Origin of the sequence: uncultured Methanobrevibacter sp., from assembly GCF_900314695.1 — an archaeon.
Classification (GTDB): domain Archaea; phylum Methanobacteriota; class Methanobacteria; order Methanobacteriales; family Methanobacteriaceae; genus Methanocatella.
In genome coordinates this window covers 43,002-64,889 of the sequence record NZ_OMWD01000008.1, presented here as the reverse complement: position 1 = coordinate 64,889, position 21,888 = coordinate 43,002, and the positions used below count along the sequence as shown (strand labels likewise).

The 21,888-nt window shown below is 31.3% G+C and carries 26 protein-coding genes; 9 read left to right on the top strand and 17 right to left on the bottom strand.

Annotation, left to right across the window (positions count from 1 at the left end):
- Positions 1-3 precede the first annotated feature (3 nt).
- The 3 genes from nikR to QZN45_RS03630 form a co-directional block, all read right to left on the bottom strand.
- On the bottom strand, positions 4-456 hold the full coding sequence (gene nikR, locus QZN45_RS03640) for a nickel-responsive transcriptional regulator NikR (RefSeq protein ID WP_292608108.1): 453 nt from the start codon (positions 454-456) through the stop codon (positions 4-6).
- Positions 457-576: 120 nt separating this feature from the next.
- The gene (locus QZN45_RS03635; RefSeq protein ID WP_292608105.1) at positions 577-1,044 is read right to left on the bottom strand and encodes a hypothetical protein; all 468 of its coding nucleotides are present in this window, start codon (positions 1,042-1,044) and stop codon (positions 577-579) included.
- A 54-nt stretch (positions 1,045-1,098) separates the two neighbouring features.
- Positions 1,099-1,743: a hypothetical protein gene (locus tag QZN45_RS03630; RefSeq protein WP_296811193.1), complete on the bottom strand. Its 645-nt coding sequence runs from the start codon at positions 1,741-1,743 to the stop codon at positions 1,099-1,101.
- Positions 1,744-1,819: 76 nt separating this feature from the next.
- Here QZN45_RS03630 and QZN45_RS03625 point away from each other — a divergent pair, with 76 nt between their 5' ends.
- The 4 genes from QZN45_RS03625 to QZN45_RS03610 are packed head-to-tail and all read left to right on the top strand — an operon-like array spanning position 1,820 to position 5,569.
- Positions 1,820-2,371, top strand: coding sequence for a DUF2115 domain-containing protein (locus QZN45_RS03625; protein WP_292608099.1), 552 nt, complete (start codon positions 1,820-1,822; stop codon positions 2,369-2,371).
- 10 nt (positions 2,372-2,381) lie between these two features.
- The gene (locus QZN45_RS03620) at positions 2,382-2,906 is read left to right on the top strand and encodes a TIGR00730 family Rossman fold protein (protein WP_292608096.1); all 525 of its coding nucleotides are present in this window, start codon (positions 2,382-2,384) and stop codon (positions 2,904-2,906) included.
- A gap of 34 nt (positions 2,907-2,940) precedes the next feature.
- On the top strand, positions 2,941-4,932 hold the full coding sequence (locus tag QZN45_RS03615; protein ID WP_292881533.1) for a phage holin family protein: 1,992 nt from the start codon (positions 2,941-2,943) through the stop codon (positions 4,930-4,932).
- A complete protein-coding gene (locus QZN45_RS03610; RefSeq protein WP_296811189.1) occupies positions 4,922-5,569 on the top strand; it encodes a hypothetical protein in 648 nt (215 codons plus the stop codon). The genes QZN45_RS03615 and QZN45_RS03610 overlap by 11 nt, the downstream gene beginning before the upstream one ends.
- A gap of 6 nt (positions 5,570-5,575) precedes the next feature.
- On the opposite strand, the gene QZN45_RS03605 is transcribed toward QZN45_RS03610, so the two are convergent.
- A complete protein-coding gene (locus QZN45_RS03605) occupies positions 5,576-6,109 on the bottom strand; it encodes a flavodoxin family protein (RefSeq protein ID WP_296811186.1) in 534 nt (177 codons plus the stop codon).
- A 124-nt stretch (positions 6,110-6,233) separates the two neighbouring features.
- Between QZN45_RS03605 and QZN45_RS03600 the strand changes: the two genes are divergently transcribed.
- Positions 6,234-7,694, top strand: coding sequence for a sodium-dependent transporter (locus tag QZN45_RS03600; protein WP_296811184.1), 1,461 nt, complete (start codon positions 6,234-6,236; stop codon positions 7,692-7,694).
- A gap of 43 nt (positions 7,695-7,737) precedes the next feature.
- On the opposite strand, the gene QZN45_RS03595 is transcribed toward QZN45_RS03600, so the two are convergent.
- Positions 7,738-8,202, bottom strand: coding sequence for a HEAT repeat domain-containing protein (locus QZN45_RS03595; protein ID WP_292608086.1), 465 nt, complete (start codon positions 8,200-8,202; stop codon positions 7,738-7,740).
- Between the two features lie 176 nt (positions 8,203-8,378).
- Between QZN45_RS03595 and aksF the strand changes: the two genes are divergently transcribed.
- Both aksF and QZN45_RS03585 read left to right on the top strand, forming a co-directional pair.
- A complete protein-coding gene (gene aksF / locus QZN45_RS03590) occupies positions 8,379-9,368 on the top strand; it encodes a homoisocitrate dehydrogenase (RefSeq protein WP_296811181.1) in 990 nt (329 codons plus the stop codon).
- On the top strand, positions 9,369-10,838 hold the full coding sequence (locus QZN45_RS03585; RefSeq protein ID WP_296811178.1) for a class I adenylate-forming enzyme family protein: 1,470 nt from the start codon (positions 9,369-9,371) through the stop codon (positions 10,836-10,838). It abuts the gene before it with no gap.
- Positions 10,839-10,872: 34 nt separating this feature from the next.
- On the opposite strand, the gene argB is transcribed toward QZN45_RS03585, so the two are convergent.
- On the bottom strand, positions 10,873-11,736 hold the full coding sequence (argB, locus tag QZN45_RS03580) for an acetylglutamate kinase (RefSeq protein WP_296811176.1): 864 nt from the start codon (positions 11,734-11,736) through the stop codon (positions 10,873-10,875).
- Between the two features lie 100 nt (positions 11,737-11,836).
- Between argB and QZN45_RS03575 the strand changes: the two genes are divergently transcribed.
- Positions 11,837-12,511: a reductive dehalogenase domain-containing protein gene (locus QZN45_RS03575; RefSeq protein ID WP_296811173.1), complete on the top strand. Its 675-nt coding sequence runs from the start codon at positions 11,837-11,839 to the stop codon at positions 12,509-12,511.
- Here the strand turns inward: QZN45_RS03575 and QZN45_RS03570 are convergent.
- From QZN45_RS03570 to QZN45_RS03550, 5 genes are all read right to left on the bottom strand, one after another.
- Positions 12,508-13,194: a hypothetical protein gene (locus tag QZN45_RS03570; RefSeq protein ID WP_292608072.1), complete on the bottom strand. Its 687-nt coding sequence runs from the start codon at positions 13,192-13,194 to the stop codon at positions 12,508-12,510. The genes QZN45_RS03575 and QZN45_RS03570 overlap by 4 nt on opposite strands.
- 76 nt (positions 13,195-13,270) lie before the next feature.
- Positions 13,271-13,519 carry a hypothetical protein gene (locus QZN45_RS03565; RefSeq protein WP_292881517.1) on the bottom strand — a complete coding sequence of 83 codons (249 nt, stop codon included), beginning with the start codon at positions 13,517-13,519 and terminating at the stop codon, positions 13,271-13,273.
- A gap of 169 nt (positions 13,520-13,688) precedes the next feature.
- A complete protein-coding gene (locus QZN45_RS03560; RefSeq protein ID WP_292608067.1) occupies positions 13,689-14,276 on the bottom strand; it encodes a DUF998 domain-containing protein in 588 nt (195 codons plus the stop codon).
- A 3-nt stretch (positions 14,277-14,279) separates the two neighbouring features.
- The gene (locus QZN45_RS03555; protein ID WP_292608064.1) at positions 14,280-15,227 is read right to left on the bottom strand and encodes an SAP domain-containing protein; all 948 of its coding nucleotides are present in this window, start codon (positions 15,225-15,227) and stop codon (positions 14,280-14,282) included.
- A gap of 198 nt (positions 15,228-15,425) precedes the next feature.
- A complete protein-coding gene (locus tag QZN45_RS03550; protein WP_292608062.1) occupies positions 15,426-15,683 on the bottom strand; it encodes a hypothetical protein in 258 nt (85 codons plus the stop codon).
- Between the two features lie 51 nt (positions 15,684-15,734).
- Here QZN45_RS03550 and QZN45_RS03545 point away from each other — a divergent pair, with 51 nt between their 5' ends.
- Entirely contained in the window at positions 15,735-15,902 is a 168-nt protein-coding gene (locus QZN45_RS03545) for a hypothetical protein (protein WP_292608059.1), read from the top strand.
- Between the two features lie 4 nt (positions 15,903-15,906).
- Here the strand turns inward: QZN45_RS03545 and QZN45_RS03540 are convergent, their stop codons facing one another.
- The 6 genes from QZN45_RS03540 to QZN45_RS03515 form a co-directional block, all read right to left on the bottom strand.
- A complete protein-coding gene (locus QZN45_RS03540; protein ID WP_296811171.1) occupies positions 15,907-16,278 on the bottom strand; it encodes a hypothetical protein in 372 nt (123 codons plus the stop codon).
- A 126-nt stretch (positions 16,279-16,404) separates the two neighbouring features.
- Positions 16,405-17,799, bottom strand: a complete 1,395-nt coding sequence (locus tag QZN45_RS03535; RefSeq protein ID WP_296811214.1) for an MFS transporter — start codon at positions 17,797-17,799, stop codon at positions 16,405-16,407.
- 261 nt (positions 17,800-18,060) lie between these two features.
- A complete protein-coding gene (locus QZN45_RS03530) occupies positions 18,061-19,248 on the bottom strand; it encodes an ATP-binding protein (protein ID WP_296811169.1) in 1,188 nt (395 codons plus the stop codon).
- Between the two features lie 119 nt (positions 19,249-19,367).
- Positions 19,368-19,508 (bottom strand): hypothetical protein, encoded by a 141-nt coding sequence (locus QZN45_RS03525; RefSeq protein ID WP_223166056.1) that lies wholly within the window; start codon positions 19,506-19,508, stop codon positions 19,368-19,370.
- Positions 19,509-19,735: 227 nt separating this feature from the next.
- Positions 19,736-20,527 carry a hypothetical protein gene (locus tag QZN45_RS03520; protein WP_295726972.1) on the bottom strand — a complete coding sequence of 264 codons (792 nt, stop codon included), beginning with the start codon at positions 20,525-20,527 and terminating at the stop codon, positions 19,736-19,738.
- Between the two features lie 345 nt (positions 20,528-20,872).
- Positions 20,873-21,868 carry a tRNA-dihydrouridine synthase gene (locus QZN45_RS03515; RefSeq protein ID WP_296811167.1) on the bottom strand — a complete coding sequence of 332 codons (996 nt, stop codon included), beginning with the start codon at positions 21,866-21,868 and terminating at the stop codon, positions 20,873-20,875.
- Positions 21,869-21,888 lie beyond the last annotated feature (20 nt).

Below are 21,888 nucleotides of genomic sequence, written 5' to 3'. Positions count from 1 at the left end.
AATTTAGTGATGATGATGACCATGTTCATGACTGTGGCCAGGTTCACTAAATTCTTCTCCATTTGCAGTACTTGTAAGTTTTACGTGTTCAACACCCTTAAGCCTCATGATTCTTTCAGTCAAATCACGGATTTCAGCAATATCCCCATTAACGACTACAATTTCCATACAGTATTTGTCAGTCATGTGAATATGCATACTTGTGTTGATTTCATTTCTAAAGCTGTGTTGAATTTCTGCAAGGTTTTCCATTACGCCTGTATAGTGATGATCATAGATGATAGTTATAATACCAATTCTTTGACCTTCCATAGAGTTCATCCATTGATATCTAACAATATAATCTTGAAGTGCATCACGAATTCCTTTTGAACGGGACTGATATCCCCGTTCTTTTAATACCTCATCAAAATCAGATAATAATTTTTTAGGTAAAGACATACTAATTCTCATCATAACAAAACACATCAAAACATTAAATTATATAATTACATTTTATATTTATTAAATTATATAAATATTATGATTAAAATGAAAAAAAATATTACTGATTTAATATGTTATATGGAAAAAATATTATCCTACCAACAGATAATATTCGCCATCATCCTTAACGATGGGTTTTAAAAGGCCTTTATTCTGCAAAGATAAAATAATATGATACATTCTAAAATTAGACAATTTTAAATCACCATACAAAAGATGTCCTTCCAAAGTGTATTTTGATATGAGATTTTTATCATCAACCAAATTTTGAATCAATTCATAGGATTCTTTTTCCTTAATGTTTAATTCCAATTCCTCTAAATCCTTTTTAGAATTAACAGTGTTGATTTCCTTTTCATATTCTGATAAAGAAACCTTATTATCATTGAAGATAACCAAATCTTTATCTTCAAGTTCCTTTATAATCTCCACCAAATCATATTCATGAAACCCTAAATCCTTTCTTAAAACACCAACAGGGATTCCTTCAGGATATTCAATGGAAAATATATTAATCTGGTTTAGAACAACTTCTTCGTTTTTAGTGATAGCAATCATATAATACAAATTATGTAAAAACTATTACTTATAGTTATGTTGAAAATGAAAAACTTAAGATAATTGCATTTCATTTTCCAAAGCTTTAGCTTCCTGTTTATCTTTTTCAGCTATCTCTTCAGGAGTTAAATCAACAGGTCTTGTGAAAAATAGCTCAAGGTCATTAACAACCTGACAGATAGACATGTGCAACAATTCCTTTAAGGCTAAACTTTTTTCAACCCGGTTCATGGAATCATCAGAGTATATCCTATCATAATCCTTTTTATAATCTTCACGAATCTTTGAAGGATCCAAGTCAGTCTGAAGCTGACTTTCATCATACTCTTCAGTCAACATTAAAAAATTAATCAGCTCTTCCTTTTCCTCTGAAAAATCATTGCTTTCATCTGATATAACATCATGGAAATATTTATTTACTGATTGGAAAACATCCCTTGACACATTACCATTTATAATATTGTCCTGGAACAATGCAAAAGTATCTGAAATATAATATTTGCCGTTTTCTTCTTTAGTTTGAAAAACCAATTCATTTTCCACATTGGCGACATATTGTATCAATACTATTTCTTTTCCTTTTTTAAATGATTTTACATTGAAATTATCATTTTTAGGTTTATAATCTGAATTAACTTTCAATGCATTTTCAACAATTTCGATATCTTCCTTAGAAATTTCCATGAAATTTTCAGCCATAACTATCAACCAATTATTTATTATTGATTTTAAAATATTAAAGTATTTTTATCTTTAAAAATAAATAAACTTACACATGAAACCAGAGGAGATATTAGATGAACTAATGGAATTATCCAAAAAAGATAACATTACCCGTGATGAATTAATGATAATTCTTAAAAAATATGCTGCAGAAATATCAGTGCATGATTTGATGATGGCTACAGCACGAATGAGAAAAGATGGAAAGTTTGTTCATGCTAATTATCGTGAAAAATATTTAAAAATCTATATAAAATATTTTATACTTCGAATGAAAGAAGTCCTCAACAATGACAGTTACGATAATGAAATTATTGATAAAAAATCATTTGACAGTTCATTTCCTATGCTGAAAAGGACATTTGAAAAGGAAAGGCTGTCGGATCAAAAAGACGACAAATTCCCACTAATCTATGTAATTACAGCCCTATACACCACATTTATCTTAGAAGAACCAATTCATCCAGTAGGTTGTGAATTTCCTGGAAGTCTAAAGGTAGAAAAGAGGAATGGCGAATTCTTCTGTCCGGTTAAAGATAATCAAAAGGATAATGTTAATGCAATCTGCCACTTATGTTTGGCTGAGCAAACCCCCGATATTTAGAGATGATTTTATGAAAATTTGTTTATATGGATCAGGAAGTAGAAAAATAGACCCAAAATATACCAATTGCGCTTATGAATTAGGCCGTGAAATTGCCAAGCATGGACACAGTTTAGTCTTTGGCGGAGGAGATACTGGCATGATGGGTGCATGTGCAAAAGGAATTCATGACAATAATGGAACATCAATCGGAATAGCTCCAGAATGGATTGGAAATTTCGAACCGCTATGCAAACAGTGCGACGAATTCATTTATGTTGATTCAATGGACGAGCGAAAAAAGAAATTTTTAGAAAATTCAGATGCATTCATAATAACGCCCGGAGGAATAGGAACTCTAGATGAATTTTTTGAAATTATAACCCTCAGAAAGTTAAAACAACACGATAAAGAGATTATCGTTTTCAACATTGAGGGCTTCTTTGATAAGATGCTTGAAATGATTGAGGAAATGAGTGAAAAAGGATTTCTATACAAACAAGAAGAATTATTTAAAAAAGTTGATACAATAAACGAAATTTTTGAAATAATATAGATAATATTTTTAAAAGAAAAACATAAATAAACATATGGAACATGTTAGCGAATATGATAAGCCTCCACGAATAACATTAAAAAGAAGTTTAATAATCTTTATAGGAAACATAATAGGATTATACTTAATTAGTTTTTTTGGATTGGGCGTTGACGTGAGCAGATTCGACGAAGTGGCATTGTTTGTCATATTCATCAGTTTTATTAATGCCATATTCTGGCCAATATTAACAAGAATATTGATGCCATTTCTAGTTTTGACTTTTGGAGTGGGAACACTAGTTTTAAATGGGATTCTGCTTCAGATTTTTGCACCATTTTTCGACATAACCATTACCGGTTGGGGAGTGATATTAGCACCATTGGCCATGGCATTATTGACAACAATCCTTTCAACACTCGTAACAATTGAAGATACTAGTTCATATTACAGGTCAGTTCTAAGGGATGCAACAAAGAAAAGAAAAGGTGACATAAAAAAATATCCAGGAGTAATCATAATAGAAATTGATGGACTTGCATATGATGTTTTATGCGAAGCAATAGATAAAGGATATATGCCTACTGTCAAATCAATGCTTGATAATAAAAGCCATACTCTAAGAATGTGGGAAACCGATTTATCTTCACAAACCGGTGCCAGTCAGGCAGGAATTCTGCATGGAAATAATGAAGATATTACTGCATTCAGATGGGTTGAAAAAGAAAATGACAATCAGATAATGGAATGTTCCGGGGCAATAAAAGTCAAAACGTTGGAAGAAAGAATTTCAAATGGGGATGGATTGTTAGTAGATAATGGGGCAAGCAGGTCCAATCTATTTTCCGGAGATACTGATAATGTAATTTTCACATTCAGTAAAATTACAGACCTGCAGAAATTATATAACAAGGCATGGTTTTCTATTTTTTCAAACTCCAGCAATTTCGCACGTATAGTCTTATTATTCTTTGCAGAAATGATTTTAGAAATAATATCACAAATAATGTATAGAGCATTAAATATACAACCGAGAATTAGAAGAAAATTATCTTACATTCCGACAAGAGCAGGAACAAACGTATTTATGAGAGAAATAAATACTGGAACATTAATTGGAGACATGATGATTGGAGACATTGACGTTGCATATTCTACATATTTAGGCTACGATGAAATAGCCCATCATTCAGGAGTTAGAGGCAGAGATGCATGGTTTTCACTTAAAGGAATGGATAAACAGATTGCCCGCCTAATTTATGGAAATAAATATTCACCTCGAGACTATGAATTTGTCATTCAATCAGATCACGGTCAAACCAACGGCGCTACATTTAAACAGAGATACGGTGAATCTTTTGAAGACTTTATCAAATCATTGCTCCCTCAGGACATTGCAATGTATGCAAAAATGTCTTCAAATGAAGAACACTATGCAGAAACATTTGTGCCTTTTTCCAAACAGATTGACAGCATTAAAAATAGAAGTCGTGAGGAAGAGAAAAAAGAATTATCAGATTCAGAAGTTATTGTACTGGCTTCAGGAAATCTTGCAATGATTTATTTAACCCAATGGCGCCATAGATTAACTTATGAAGAAATTAATGAACTGTTTCCAGAATTAATATCTGAAATTGTTAAAAACGAATATATTGGATTCATCCTAGTCAGGTCATCTGAAAGAGGAGATTTGGCAATCGGCAAGAACGGTACTTATTATTTGGATACTAATGAAATCGAAGGTGAAAACCCACTTGAAGGTTTTGGAGACAATATTGTCCAACATCTAAAAAGAAATAGCTCATTCAAATATAGTCCAGACATTTTAGTCAATAGCTTTTATGATTCTGAAAATGACGAAGTCTGTGCATTTGAAGAGCTTGTTGGAAGTCATGGAGGAGCTGGTGGAAGCCAATCAAAACCATTTATTCTATATCCTTCCGGCTGGAAGGTGCCTGATGAAGATATAATTGGAGCAGAAAGCATTTACAAAATATTAAAAGAAAACTTAAAGATTTTAAAAGAAAGTGGTAATGATGATAAGTGATTTTGAAGCCTTAAAAATTGCTGAAAAAATTGAAAATGCAAATAATATCGACATTAAAGAGACAATTGAAAAAGCAACAACTGCTGGTTATTTAGGTGAAAAGCACTTCTACTGTACAGTAATCGAAGATGGAGGAATGACACATACCGTTCCAGAAATCTTAGGAGATAGATACAAGTCACAACCACTGGACAATCTATATTACGATATCATTTCCAAAGCTCTTGACCATGATGGAATTTATATTTCCCTAGGTTATTGCGCCTCAAATTTAAACATTCCTGATGAAGATTGCAGCGAAGTAATTGAATATGATGATTATGATCTTGAAGAAGATGAATATGAATATTTAGTTGAATATGGACTAATTTCATCATATGCCGTGAAAAAATTCAAAGTTTATGCCGAAGAAGGAATTAGTGCTCCCGGAAGAACAGATGATGTTGGTTTGATGATAAATATCTTTGATGGAGATTATAAGGCATATTTTGCACTTAGATCAACCGACCGTTGCATGAGCAGTTTTAAAGTACTCCCATTTAGCAAGGATTATCCAAAAGAACATCCATTATCATTTAAAAATCCGATAAACAAGATTTTAATTGGAATGATAGACAAAGCTATTGTTTTAAAGTGAAAAACATTACAAGCTTTTGCCTAAATTGTAAGCCTCATCAGGATATCTAGAACGTTTTGTCATTGCCGGAGTTCCGCAACCATAACCCAAAACTCTTCCACAATCATCCAAATTAAGATATCTGATTAAAGTATCATAATGGGCTTCCAAAGCATCAAATGTCCAGTCATCTGCATTATACGCTACGGTTAGAAGTGCTGATTTGAAATTTTTCCTCTGAATTGAAAAATTCCTCGAACAGAACCTGTCAATTAAAGTTTTAAGTTGAGCAGACATCCCATAATAATATAACGGTGTAACTAATACTAACATGTCTGATTTAAGAATATCACTGCGAATTTCATTCATATCATCATTTAAAACACATTCCCCTTCATATCCACAATGAACACAACCAATACATGGAGAAATGTTTGCATTAGCGACATCAACCTCTTTAACTTCATGACCTGCTTCGATTGCACCTTTAGAAAAGTTTTTTGCAAGCATATTTGATGAACCCTCAATATTCGGACTTCCTTTCAATATAACTATTCTCATTTTAACACCCAGATATAGATATATTAGAAACTTCTATTTAAATGTTGAAAATATCAACAATGAAATTTTAAAAAAAAATATGAAGATAAAAAATATTTATAGCAACATAAATAAAATAACGATTATGTCTGAACAAGCACAATGGGATTCAACATTATCATTTCTATTTGCAATGATAGGTGTTGCTGTAGGATTAGGAAATATATGGCGTTTTAGTTATGTAGTGTATACCAATGGAGGAGGAACATTTTTTATACCTTACCTTGTTGCAATCGCACTAATGGGAATCCCATTTTTGATTTTGGAATATGGAATTGGATTTTCATTTAAGAAATCCTTTACAGAGATAATGAAATCAATCAGACCTCAATTTGAGATAATAGCTTGGATTTTAGTTATATTTGCATTTATAGTTACTATTTATTATATGGTTATTTTAAGTTGGGATTTGGTATATCTGTTAAGTAGTATTACATTCAGCTGGGGAACTGATGCCGCATTATACTTTGTTAATAATGTTGGAGGAAGTTCTAATTTAAGTAATGCAAGTTTCCTGTTAATACCCACAACAATCGGAGTTATAATCACATGGGCAATTTTGTGGTTCATATCAAATAAGGACGTTGACAAGGGCATTGGAAAAGCTTCCAAGATTCTTATACCATTACTGTTTATCATTATGGGAATCATCATAGTTTATGCATTAACATTGCCTGGAGCAGATATTGGAATAAATACTTTACTAAATCCAACATGGAGCAAATTATATGATGTAAACATATGGTTAGCTGCATTTGGTCAGATTATTTTCTCATTAAGTGTTGGAGAAGCTTTAGCACTCACTTATGCAAGTTATTTGCCTGAAAATTCCAAACTAACAGACAATGTATTTCTTGTCGTTGCTTCAAATTCTGCCTTTGAAGTTTGTACTGCTTTTGGAGTTTTTTCAATATTGGGATTCATGTCATATACAACCGGAACTCCAATGGTGCAACTAATTACTGAAGGAACCGGACTGATATTTATCGTATTCCCAATGATTTTCAATATCATGGGTGCAATGGGTCGTATATTAGCACCATTATTATTCTTAGCAATTCTATTTGCAGGAATTACATCCGCATTGGGACTGTTTGAACCGATGGTAAACTCAACACTCACCAAATTAGGCTGGTCCAGAAGGAAAACAACAACAATACTTTGTATCATTGGTTGTATAATATCCGTAACTTTAACAACCGGAATCAGCAGTTACTTAATCGGAATAATAGATGCCTTTGTAAACCAGTTTGGAGTTTTGCTATTGATACCAATTCAGGCAATAATATTCGGATGGATATATGGTCTTGATAATGTAATACCTGTCTTAAATGAACATTCAACAATAAAAGTAGGTAGATTATGGAAAGCAATAACCAAATATATTGCACCAGTAATATTATTTGGACTTTGGGGATTTGGAATTTTCAAATTGTTTTCAAATGCAAACAGCTTTGAAATAACAGTTTACGCAATCATTTCTATTGGAGTATTGGCGCTGTCATTACTATTTACAAAAAGAAAAACTCCATCAAATCAAAATTAAGTTAACAAAAAAAAGAAAAGTTTAAGATAATATCTTTATTATCTTATTTTTTTATTGAAGCTATTGCGCTTTGTGCACCTTGTTTTACGTAACCACTTTCATCGTCAAGTAATTTTTCAAGTGCTGGAATAGCTCTTTCATCATCTAAGTTTCCTAAGGCCCAGGCGGCTGCCCCCCTAACTCTCCAATCTTCATCGTTTAAAGTTTCGATTAAAGGTTCTACAGCAGGTTCACCCATACGACTTAAAGCGGTTGATGCTTCTCTTCTAACTAATTTATTATTATCATGTAAAGTTTCAATCAAAGCAGGAATAGCCTTAGGATCATTTATTGCACCCAATAAAGTAGCAGCATGTAATCTAATTTGTTTTTTTCTACTAGATAAAGCATCAATTAAAGGGTCTAATGATTCATCAGCCCTTAATTCTAATTCTCCAACAGCATCTTCAACAACAAAATCATCTTTATCGTTTAACAATTCAATCAATTCATCGATACTTCTTTCCATTTCAATCCCTCTTAAATTCAATAATGAATTATTGATATTTATGTAATTAATATACTATTATAGTTTAGTCATATAAAAGTATTTCGATAGTATACGAACAAAATTATTAAACTACAATTAAATAGAATGAAACCAAAATTATTAATATACGAACAAATTGTGTTAAGGGTAAAATAATGTATAAAATTGCAGTAATTGGTGGAGACGGAATCGGAAACGAAGTAATGGATTCCTGCGAATATTTACTTGATAAAATAGATTTAGAATTTAGTTTTGAATATGGAATAGCAGGTTTTGAATGTTTCAACAACACAGGAACAACATTACCTGAAGAGACAATAAAGATAGCCAATAAAAGTGATGCAGTATTATTCGGTGCATCCACATCAACACCTGGCCAACCAAGCCCAATTATTAATTTAAGGAAAGCACTTAATGTATATGCAAACATCAGACCCATAAAATCATACAAGGGCGTGAATTGCATACGTGATGATATTGACTTTGTAATAGTTAGGGAAAATACCGAAGGATTATACTCACAGGTCGAATATGGTGATTGTGAAAAAATGATTGCAGAGCGACACATCACCAAAAAAGCATCTGAAAGGATTTCAAAGGCCGCCTTTAACTTATGCATAAAAAGAGGTCAAAATAAGGTCACATGCGTACACAAAAGCAATGTATTGAAAAAGACTGATGGAATATTTAAAGAAAGTTTCTACAAAGTTGCCAAACAATACCCACAAATTACTGCTGAAGACTATTATGTTGATGCAACTGCAATGTATCTACTTACCCAACCTCAAAACTTCAATGTCATCGTTTCAAGCAACCTGTTTGGAGACATATTATCTGATGAAAGTGCAGGACTTGTAGGAGGACTGGGCCTTGCACCATCAGGAAACATCGGAGATCACAACGGATTATTTGAACCAGTGCATGGATCAGCGCCAGATATCGCAGGAAAAAATATTGCAAATCCATGTTCCATGATTTTATCCGCTTCAATGATGCTGGATTATTTGGGAGAATGGGAGATATCAAATGACATTAAAAAAGCTGTTGAAAAAGTAATTGCAGATTGCAAAATTAGAACACCCGATTTAGGTGGAAATGCATTCACAATGGACGTTACAAAAGCAATTGTAAAGGAGTTAATATAAATGCTCAATATTACCACATTCCTTGATGCAAATTCAAAACGTTTAGATAAAAATGTATTATACAATCCGACAACAGGTAAAAAATACAATTCTATCGAAATATTATCAATCATTTCAGAAATCGGCCGTGAAATAAAAGACTTGAATATTGATAAAGGAGACCGAGTTTTAATCTATCTTAAAAATTCAGAAGAATATTTATTTTCACTTTTTGCAATATGGAGAATTGGTGCAATTGCCATTCCAACAAACAGAATAATGACTGCATCCGAACTGAAGTACATCGTCGAAGATTCAAAGGCAAAGCTAATGATTACAGACAGTGATGGCGAAAACATCATTGACATTGAAACATATGTACCGCAAAACGTCTCAAATTTTAAAGATTGTGAAGTGTTGCCTGCCGTGAATACTGATTGGGATGATTTATGTCAACTACAATACACTTCAGGCACAACAGGAAAACCAAAAGGCGCCATGTTAACCCATGGAAATTATTTTACAGCAATACACAATGAATGTGATGTATTAACCTTGAAACAGGATGACGTTTATTTAGGTATTTATCCAATGGCACATGTTGGACTTTCATGGTCAATTGCAGCATTAAGAGCCGCTGCATACTACATTCTAATGGAACAGTTCAACATTGATGAATATTTGGAATTATGTGAAAACGAAAAGGTTACAGTCCTGACCGGAATGCCTCCAGTAATACATACATTAACAACAATGGATGCTCGAATACACCTGAAAACCGTTCGTGAAATCGTTTCTGGTGGAGGACCATTGCATAAAAAAATATGGAAGGATTTTCATCAAACCTATCAGATACCAATCATTAATGCTTATGGATTATCAGAAACCATCGTAATCGGAACTGGAACAGTCATCCGCCCAGAAGATTACTGGGAAGCAGACAGATTTGAAAGTGTAGGCCATCCGGTTTGTTTTTCAGAAGTGAAGATTGTTGACGAAAATGATCCATCAATAATATTGCCACCATATAAACAGGGCGAAATTGCACTTAGAGGACCTGCAGTTGCAAAAGGCTATTGGGGAAATGAAGAAAAAACAAAAGCTTCATTTTTGGATGACGGCTGGTTTTTAACAGGTGATGTAGGATATCTTGATGAAGATAACCGTTTATTCATTACAGACCGTAAAAAAGACATGATTGTAATGAGTGGATGGAAAATCTATCCTACGGAAGTAGAAGAAGTATTAATCAAATATCCTGCAGTAAAAGAAATAGCTATTTTCAGTATCAATGACTGTCATAGAGGAGAAATTCCCGTTGCAGCAGTTGTGTGGGAAAATGAAGCTGACGATGAAGGCTTAATTGAATATGCACGTGAAAACTTATCAAGATATAAAGTTCCAAGAAAGATATTTGCACTTGATGAACTTCCAAGAGTAAACGGCTGGAAATTACTTAGAAGGGAACTTAGAAAAATGTTTAAAGTATGAAAAAATTTAAAATAAAAAAAAGAATGACTATGATTTATTTACAAATCATAGTTCCAATACCATCTGTTGTGAATACTTCTAAAAGCAAAGAGTGTTTTTTACGTCCATCAATAATATGGCAGGATTCGACACCATTTTCAATAGCTTTTACACAAGTTTCAATTTTTGGAATCATACCGCCTGAAATTATTCCATCCTCTATTAAACCAGGGACTTCAGAGACATGAATCTTATTAATCAAGGAATCAGGATCTGAAGGATCTCTTAAAACACCAGGCACATCAGTTAAAATAATTAATTTTTCAGCACCAACAGCACTAGCAACTTCACCAGCAGCAGTATCTGCATTTAAATTTAAACTTGTTCCATCTTCAGCAATACCAACTGGAGAAATTACTGGAATATACTCATTTTCTAAAAACATTTCAAGTAAATCAGCATTTACAAGATCAACTTCACCTACAAGACCCAAATCAACAAGCTCTTCATCAATAGTATGTGCTTCTTTTTTATGAGCAAATATTAAACTTGAATCTTTTCCAGATAAACTAATTGCATCACCATCATGTTTAATGAGTTCTGATACAATTTCAGTTGAAATTTTACCAACTAAAACCATTTCAATAATTTCCATTGTTTCTTCATCAGTCACCCTTAAACCTTTGATGAACTTGGATTTTTTTCCTAATTTATCCATTGACCTGGATATTTCCGGACCACCACCATGAACAATTAACGGTTTCATTCCAACATATTTAAGCAATACAGTGTCACGAGCGGTGGATGATTTTGCTTCTTCATCAACCATTGCATGTCCACCATATTTAATCAAAATTTTTTTATCATGAAACTTCTTGATGTATGGCAAAGCTTCAATTAAAACATCAATATCTTTCATTTTATCACTACATTTAATTTTAAATTTAATTGTTAATAAGTGTTTAAGTAATAAATTTAATACAATAACATTATATGTTCATTTATCTATAAAAAATATTATGTCAGAACTGAATGAACTTAAAGATTACTTGATAGAATTGGGAGCAAGCAAAGTTGGCTTTGCAGATGTCAACGGTCTTGCAAATGAATTCGTTGATTTGCCCAATGGAATCAGTCTTGTTTTAAAACTTCCAAAAGAAACAATACAATTAGTTAAAGATGAAGAGTACGAAGATTATTGGAAATCATTTCACCGGCAAATTGGAAAATTAACAAAAATTGCCCACAAAGGTGAAAGATATATAAAAAATCTTGGATATGATGCATTCGCCCTCACAATGAAACGCAATGAATGCGATATGGAAAAACTATTAAGTATTTTGCCTTATAAAACAATAGCTACAAAATCAGGTCTTGGATGGATTGGTCGCTCCGCATTATTCGTTACACCAGAATATGGTTCTGCAGTTGCTCTTGGTGCAATATTAACAGACATGCCCCTTGAATTTGGAAATCCGATTACCGATTCGGAATGTGACGACTGTACAAACTGTCAGGACGCATGCCCAGTTGATGCAATCAATCCCCAGAAATGGAACAACAGACTTAATAGGGAAGACATTATCGATATTAAAACATGCAGCGAATACATTATAGACCAGTACAAGGCAGGACTTGGCTGTACAAAATGCATGAGTGAGTGTAAGCTCACCCAAGAATATCTGAAACGTTAGTCATACCCTTCAGATTCCAAGTAATCATCTATATCATAATTATCCCCATATTCATAATGGTCATAATACGCACCAGGGTCGGTTCTAGACAACGTATATCTATCCGGCACAACTGTATGATAACCACCAGACTGACTTGGAGAGTATGTACTATAACTAGGTTGTGTTGAACTGTAGACCAAATCAAATCCGCTGCGATTTAATCCTAAAATATCATATATCAACTCAGATTCACTGATATCATCAATTACAGTACTTACCATCACGCCGTAAACATACTTGTCCTCATAGGAATATTCCACAAAACATTTACCTTTAACATCCCCTTTCAAATAGGTGGAGATGTATTGGTTAACATTATTGTTTTTTATCCACCCATACTTATCTGGCGTTGTCTTCCAAACGATGAAATAATCTTTATTTCCAAAAGTATCGACATAAGTAATATTTTTCGCATCAAAATATTTTATTTCACCATCTGAAGTATGAAAAGAAGCATCCGGAATATCCTTCTCATCAATTTTTAAGCAATGCTTGAGAGTGACATTCAAGAATTCATCACCACCAATAGCTTCAAAAACTGTGTCCTCATAATGGGCTTTGGGTGGTGTTAGAATTATTAATGGAATACCTATTATCAAAATCAATAATATCAAAATAGCAATGATTTTCTGTATTGACATGATTGTTATATTAATTGCAACTTGTATTAAAACTGTTGGTAAAAAAAATTAAAAAAAAATAGAGGTTTTTGAACCCCTATAATCCACATTTGAATTTGAATCTGTACTCTTGATTTACAATTTCCATTCCTTCAAATGATCCTTTTAAAATATCTGCAACTTTTTGCAAGTCTTCAGCAGTTATTTGACTGCCGTTTGCAACTGGTGAGAAAAATGTAATCATATCATCAGTTATAAGATAGTTTAAAAGTTTGGTATTTTCTTTTTGATATTTTTCGACAATTGCCAAAATTTCTTCTTCAACATCTTTGTCTAGTTTTGCCATAATATCACCTTTAAAAATAATTAAATGACAAAGTATTTAAATCTTTTTAATTTAATCTACATGGCCTTAAAATATAACTTGCCATATCATGAATGCTTTAATAATTTTAAAAAAGCGTTTAACTAAAATATATGCAAACTGAGAACAATCAAAATAATTAATGATAGACTTAATTTTCAAGCAAGTAAACACCGCTCACAAAACTCCAAATAATTAATGTGTAAACGGACATCCTTTCATATACAGGCATGTAGATACTTTCCATATTGAAAAACATTATCCAAAACACAATTATGCCAGAAATCCCCAATATGAAAGTGATTTTTTGATATAATTCAAATTCTGCCATAGACCTTGAAATCAAAACCAATAATATATTTCCACCCAAAATAGCCATTACAGCACCCAAGGTATGATAACCAGAAGTCAGAGGATTTCCACCATGAATCAAACCTACAATAATAACTCCAATACCTGTTATCAATGTGAAAATGTAAAAAGGAATCTTATTTTTAGCGATGAAATCTTTAAAACTGTAAAAATTTCCAAATATTAAAGTTAAACCAATTAAAATAAAAGCAGAATCCATCAACCAGAATAATGGAGAGTTTGCATTTGGAATTCCAAGTTCAGAAATAGTATGAAAAATATATGCATCCATTAAAGAAGAATTAAAAAAAGTTGCAGAAATGGCTTCAGCTACAATATAGTACAAACTGCCCACAATAAAAACTATTCCGGCAACTTTAGACTTCATAGATTAAATTCCAAATTTTTTATTAAAGTATTTTTCTTTCACATCAAAGTTGAGTTCTTCGATGTTTGCGCCACCAATAGCTTTTTGTAAAATTTTGTAGCAAACTTTTTTAGGCACAGTAGTGTTTTTAATATGGCACTTGTTCCATATTTTATCAAATCTTTTCTTTAGATTACCCATATTCAATTTTTCCACTACGTTTTTCAAATTAATGATATTGGCTTCATTTATAACATCATATGTTGCATAAGTTTGTGAATCCATAACAATAGGGTTTAATCCAATAATATAACGTTGCAAGTCATAATCCAAGAATGAATCATAATCCTCATAATATGCATAAACATGAGCTTTTGCAGATAATGCATCGATAAACACTAAAAATTGATTTGCAACCAACGCTCTTGAAAGAATTTCATCACAGAAACTCAATGCAGTTTCGATTTTGCCTTCAGTTGATGATTCGACATAGGTTTGATAATCTTCAAATCTGAATGCAACAAGTGCAAACATGTACAAATCAATCCAGTCATTTTCATCTAAAAACTCAAGAGCCTTTTCAGTTAATTCCAAATCAGCAGATTTATCAAAATCAACCAATGTTGTCTCTTCAGATTCAACTTCACCATTTAAAACTGGTAAAACCCTTTCAACAAGTTCCTGTTTTTTACCAGAAACTTTTAAACCGTTTTCTCTCAAAATATCCTTTAATTGTGAGACAGTGTATTTTTTTGATATTTCTTCAGGGGTTAATGCTTCCCCACCAGTTACATCACTGCCGCCAATTTCTCCAACATCCCCTTTAAGATATCCTTCATCAACCAAATACTTAATACAAGCTTCAGCTGATTCAAAAGTTCCAAATTGACCTTCATTTAAAATATCTTCAAGTTCATAACCATTGTTTAAAAAATTTAAAACATTGAATATTTCTAATTTTTGTTCACTCACTTAAACACCCTTTATATTTCATCAGCAACACTAAAAAAATTGCCGAGTGTCATAATTAAACTTCCATTCAAGAAAGCATAAAATTCATTAATGAATGTGAAAATAATAGCTATTCAAAAAGCATTACTATCAACATTAACAATATATCTTTTTTAGTTAATTTAATATTTTGCCTATTAATTTAAAAAAAAATAGAAATTAAGGATTGCATGCCTCATCAGCAGCACCCATAATCACGCGGATTTCATCTGAAATATTGATTTCTGAAATCTTTTTTGGAGATTCATTTTTTGCAGTATAATAAGCTTGAGCATAATTCATAGTAACATACATAACATCTTTAAAATCAATTATAAACTCTTCTTCAGGTATTTTATTTAAAATATCAACTAATTCAATTGCTATTTCACTAGTTTCTAAATTTTTACCGAATTCGGCACCTACATTAATAAGCATTTTTACACCTACAATAATATTTAAAATTCATCATTAATATAATTAGACAATATGACAACCTGTCCAAAATGTAAAAGAGAATTAAAAAAAGTATTTCATGGCGAACCCACAGACGAACTGGCTATTGAATCCTTAGGCAATGAGATAATAATCGGAAATTGCTGTGAAAGTAATTACGATTATTATTGCGAGTATTGTGATGAATTCTTTCAACTTTGAAAATCTATTTTAAGCCCAGCACATCCCTATCAGGATCTGCATTCTTAAAAAGGCTAATCTTAACATCACGCCGCCATGTGAATTTCAAAAGTCCCCCATGAACAATCTCCAAATCGTCGTCTGAAAAACCATCCAAATAATAGATTTTTCCTCTATGGCCCACATTCATCATGAATCTGATTAGATGTCGATACACCATGACCGAAAATGGCTTGTAAACAATAATATCGTCTGTAATGTATTCAACCAAAGCACCTATCTCAAAAATGTCTGGAGTAATAACTTCAATATCATAATTTGGAAATTTTTCAGAAATTGTTGCTTCATAATCCACAACATCACCACTATTCAATATATCATTATTTTCTATTAACATTAACGATTATCAGACTATACACTAATAAATTAATATTTTGTAAAAACCTATGAAAATACGAACATTTCACATATTCATATAAAATAGTTCGTATACTTATTTGTTTTCCGTGAAAAATCAATTGTCTTATTTCTCATACGCCCTTTTTTTAGCCCATTCAGGTGCAATGCGTTTAAAGAATCTTACAGCACTTTCATTAGGAACATGGTCATATCTGAATTTACTGTAGAATAGTAAAATTGCCGCAGACAAATTTAACAATAGGCATATAAACATCATTAAGTTAGCTGACTGAATAAATAAATGGTCAATATGATCAAGTCCCAATTGCTGGCCTCCAATGAAAATGGACAATATGACTGTGAAAATTCCAGCACTTAAAATTTTACCTAATTCCTTACTGGTTGATAAAACTGAACTTGCATCAGGCAAATCTTCCTCATCCACAAGAGTTAAAACATATTTATTATTTGGAGCTGAAAACAATCCATTGCCTATTCCTTGTAAGGCGCATCCAACAAGAATAATACTAAATGGTATGAAATCAACAAAGAAAAATATGGTTGATGATGCACATATGAAAATCATTGCAACGCCGGATATTATTCTTGAATCAATCCTATTTGAAAGCCTACCTGAAAAACCGGATGTTCCTATCATGATAATAGGTGCAATAAGAAGAATAAAGCTCACAACAATCTCTTCAACATCTAAAATATATTGCAAATGCAGTGACAGTACAGTAATGGTAATTGTTATAGTGAAATAAGTTATCATAGCAGCATAATTTCCAATCACATATTTAACATCCTTAAGCAACTGGAAATTAAATATTGGTTCGGGAACATTTTTTTCAACTTTAAACAATATTATTAATAAAATAACGCTGATTACTACAAAAACAATTCCAAACTCATCCAGTAGTGTCATTCCATAAGTAAATAGACACATCATAACAACGTAGATTAGTGAACCTTTATTGTCTACATGTTTCTTTTCGGTGGCCCATTCATAGTCAATTCCATTCAATAATATCAGCAGAATAACTAATATTAGGAGTACCATTAAAAATGCCCATTTCCAATCTAATGCAACAATTGCCAATCCCATAACTACTGGAGCAATTAACAATCCAATATATCCTGATGATGAAACTACACCTAATGCGGAACCTATTTCACTATCCTCAAACTCTTCAACTACAATAACATATAAGCTAATAGCCAATATAGCAGCTGAAAATCCTTGCATTAATCTAGATAAAAGAAACATAATATCATTTATCGAAAATACTGAGATTAAAATAGAAAAAAACAGTAATAAAAGGCTTATTTTAGTGGATTTTTTAACCCCATACTGTGAAATGATTTTAGCAAAAGGCAGACTGAAAGCCACAAAACTCATCAGATAAATTATATTTACCCACAAAATTGCTTCAGCAGAAAAATTTAAATCAGCAGCTATATCTGGCAAGGCAATAACAGTCATGTTAGCAATTAACTGTATGATTAATTGAGTTATCGCTACAACAATTAAAGTTGATTTTTTCTGTGAACTTTTAAAAATAATATCCCACCTACTTGAATATTATTTTATATTGCATAGTTATTATAGTTGTCCAAATTTAGCTTCAAGATAACAAAACCTAAAAAAAATACGAACAATTCGTATAAAACGTATGATATAGTTCGCATGCTTATCTTTTAACACCTCTGAACTCTAGGATAATTTATTTTGTAATAATTAAAAAACTTTTGAAAGCAAATCCAAAACTAATGCTAATTAAATACTTCTAAATGGATATATTCCATTCTTTTCATGACTATTTTGAAGCCAGTAGGTGAGTATTGGGTCAGTAATTTGGTATTTGTCATTTACATATTCAATTAAGTCAAAATCAAGCAGGCGATTCAATGGCCTATTAAGTGATCCGCTAGTAACCTCTAAAGTGTTTGCTATTTCAATTCTCTTTTTAGGGTTTCCAAGTAAAGAAATAATTATTTTTTGTTCTTGAAATGTTAATTTAGACCACATGAATATAAAATGTACTGCAAGATAATCAATCGAATCCTTAAATAACTCAATAATGTTATTTTCTGTTAAGGTTATGTTTTCTGGAAGAATTTTTGCAAATATGTTGATGTAATAAGGTATTCCTCGAGTGCATTTGTAAAATCTTTCAAATCCCCCATCATCCAGCAATATGTTTCTTGGAATTGATTCAATGTATTCCCTTGTTGTTTGTTTTGAAAATGGATGGATTTCAATTGTTAGCATTCTTCCTCCAAATGCACCTTCCTTTCCATTTAAATCATTGATTAAACTGTCTTTCAAACTCATACTTCCACAAAATAGGTATGCAACATTTTTTTGGTTTTGAATGAAACTACGCATATACCATAAAAATTTGTCTACATTGTCTAAATCTTTAATCAATTGGATTTCATCAATGAAAATGAATACTCCTTTTAATTTGTCACTATTGTCTTCGTAAATTTTTTGGGGCAATTCCATTACAAAATCAGCTAATCTTGCATAATTCTCCTCACTTTCAAATACTGGTACTGGAATGTGTTCATAAGATAAAATCTTATCTATCTTGAATTTATTTGTTTTAAAGTATTTTTCTATTTTCTTGTCAAGTGTTCTTAAGCCGAATTCTTTCGAAGCTTTTATTATTGCATCATAGATTATTTTGATTATGCTGCCTCGACTTAGCTTTTTTTGTTGGTATGCATTACTTCTTGACAGATCAATATCTACTACCAGATATTCCTTATCAAATTTATGTTTAATTTTTTTGATGAGTGCTGTCTTTCCTACTCCCCTAATTCCAGTCAATAGTATAGTGGGGGATGAATTGAATTCCGTGGTTCCTAATAGACTTGACAGCATATTAATTTCATCTGCCCTGTTGTAGAATTGTGTTTCAGTTAAATTTGTATCTGTAATGCTTGCAATTTCATCCATGTTTAACCCTCATGTAATGTAATTTGCATTATGTATTGTAACATAATGTAGTTTTAATTATATAATTAATTTTTCATTACATTTAATCTTTATGTTATTGAAATCTTGTTTGATAATACTCATTGTGGATTGTGTAAGAATGTTTCAAAGATTAAGTCAAAATCTCCAATTCTTTGAATATTCTTAACACCAAAATGTTTAGTATCAGGCACAAAGAATTCACCACAGGAATTAATTATTTCAATTGAATAATCAATCATTTTAAAACATTTATTTTTTTATTTTAAAAAATATAATTCAATATTATATTTAATTACAAATTTTATAAGCTTTTTGTTTTAAATAAATACAAAATTATAAAGTTAAAGCAATTTTACAAAAGTAGAGCAATTTGATAAAAGAAATTTTTAAAAATAAGAGAATACTATTGGAAACAATATTATGGGAATATCATATACCCAATCAATAATTAATCTGAAATTTTAGTTTACCAATTTACAAATAATGAACCCATTATTGCCATAAGTATTATTCCAATTATTAAAAATTTTGTTAAACCATTCTTTTCTTTTAATTCGAATGGTAGAATTTTATTTGCTATGTCTGGAGATAATATAAATGAAACAATTAGTAATGAGGAAATAAAGTAGATTAAGTAACATATGTCTAAGTTACTTTCTGCAATACCTGATATAACTTTCATTAATGAAAATCCAATGAGATGGCAACTTATAAGACTTCCAAAAATATAATAAATAGCAGGATGATATCCGATAACATATTCTATGATTATATTTCCATTTTTATCTTCAGTTACTAATTTGCGACTGTTCTCATTTTTATAAACGTTAATTCTTAAAAACATGAAAAATGCAGGGTATAATGCTGCTAAACAAAATCCAATGGCAGAATAGATTCCTCCTTGATGTGAAGCAATTGGATAAATAATAAAAGCAAATGCAATACTTGCAGGAATGAAAAATAAAACTACTCCCTGATAAGATAGGCCTTTATATTCTTCATAAAATAATCCATATTTTCCATCAAGATAATCACGATTATAAACGATAATTGCTGATAATAATGTAAGTATTGTAAAACCGATGATAATATTAATTACAAATGAGGTGGGTAAATCTACGATTAAGAATAACACTAAGGATATAACAAGTCCAATTAGTTCTAAAAAAATAGATCCTGAAATCATATAAGATTTCAATTCATTTTTATCTAAAGTAGACCAATCCTTACTAATATTTTTAATTAATTCTTCAAGCAAGCACATCACATTTATTAATTGAATTTCGATAAAATATATTTATTTCAGCACATATAATCATTACTAAAAAAAAGGAAACGAAATTATAAAAGATTAATAAAACAAAAGTAATCCATAAATCAATTATAATTGGAAACATAGCATACACCGTACATTACCAACAAAATTTAATTAATTAGACAAATTATTTTGAAAAAACTACGAACAATTCGTATGAAACTTATAAAAAAGTTTCGACACTCTCATTTTGCAACATAATAATTTTTAGATGCGATAATACTCTCATTAGACCAAATTTCATGAAACTATTTTAATTGCAGATATCTTTAAAAAAAAAAATGATGATTAATCACTATATTCTATCAAACAAACACTCTGTTTTTTCCAATAGCAGTTGTTACAAGTTTTACATTCAGATTTGCCACATCCATCAATTTTCCATTGAGTTAAAAAAGTAGGATCTTTTACAAAGGGTCTTTGCATTGAAATAAAGTCAATATCAGTATTATTTAACAATTCGATGATTTTATCCATATCTGACCTTCCCCCACCTAAAACAACGGGGATGGAAACATTCTTTGCAACTTTATCCGCAAAGCTCACTAACATGTCTTGATTTGATTGACCTTTTCTAAAGTATTGTGGAGATAAGAATTTAGTAATCTGTAAGCTATCTGCACCGTTTTCAGCAAGAATTTTGCAAATTTCCAGAGAATCCTCTTCATCCTGATACAAATTAACCTTACAGTGAACATGCAATCCTGTTGTTTTTTTAATCAATTTAATTATCTCCAAAACCATTCTCACACGATTGTAAGTATTTCCACCATAATTGTCACTGCGTGTATTTTCAAAAGGATTCATGACACGTGATAAATAAAAATTATTGCCTATGCATAATTCTATTCCATCAAATCCTGCAAACATTATCTTTTTTGCTGCAACAATATAATCCGCCTGAATTGTCCTTATATCCTCCAAAGTCAAATCATTGACTTCCATCATCTGTTTCCCATTTACATTACAGTTGACAAAGCCTATTTGGGCAAGAATTGGAGTATTATTTTCATGGGCTATGCTGGTAACCTCTTTAAAGTCCCGTATGAATGAAGGAGCATTAATATAATCAGTAAAATCACTGAATCTGTCATGACTATATAATGAAATCAACTCGGAGACTATTACGCCAACATTATTTTTTGATAATTTTTCATATCTGTCAAATACATCCTGAGACAGATTTTTACTGGAATCGTTTTGGGATTCCCACAACCCATTTCTTATTATACGACTGGAAACCTCAAGACTGCCGAATTTAGTGTTGTCAAATATACTTTTCATAGTTACATATTAGATAAAAT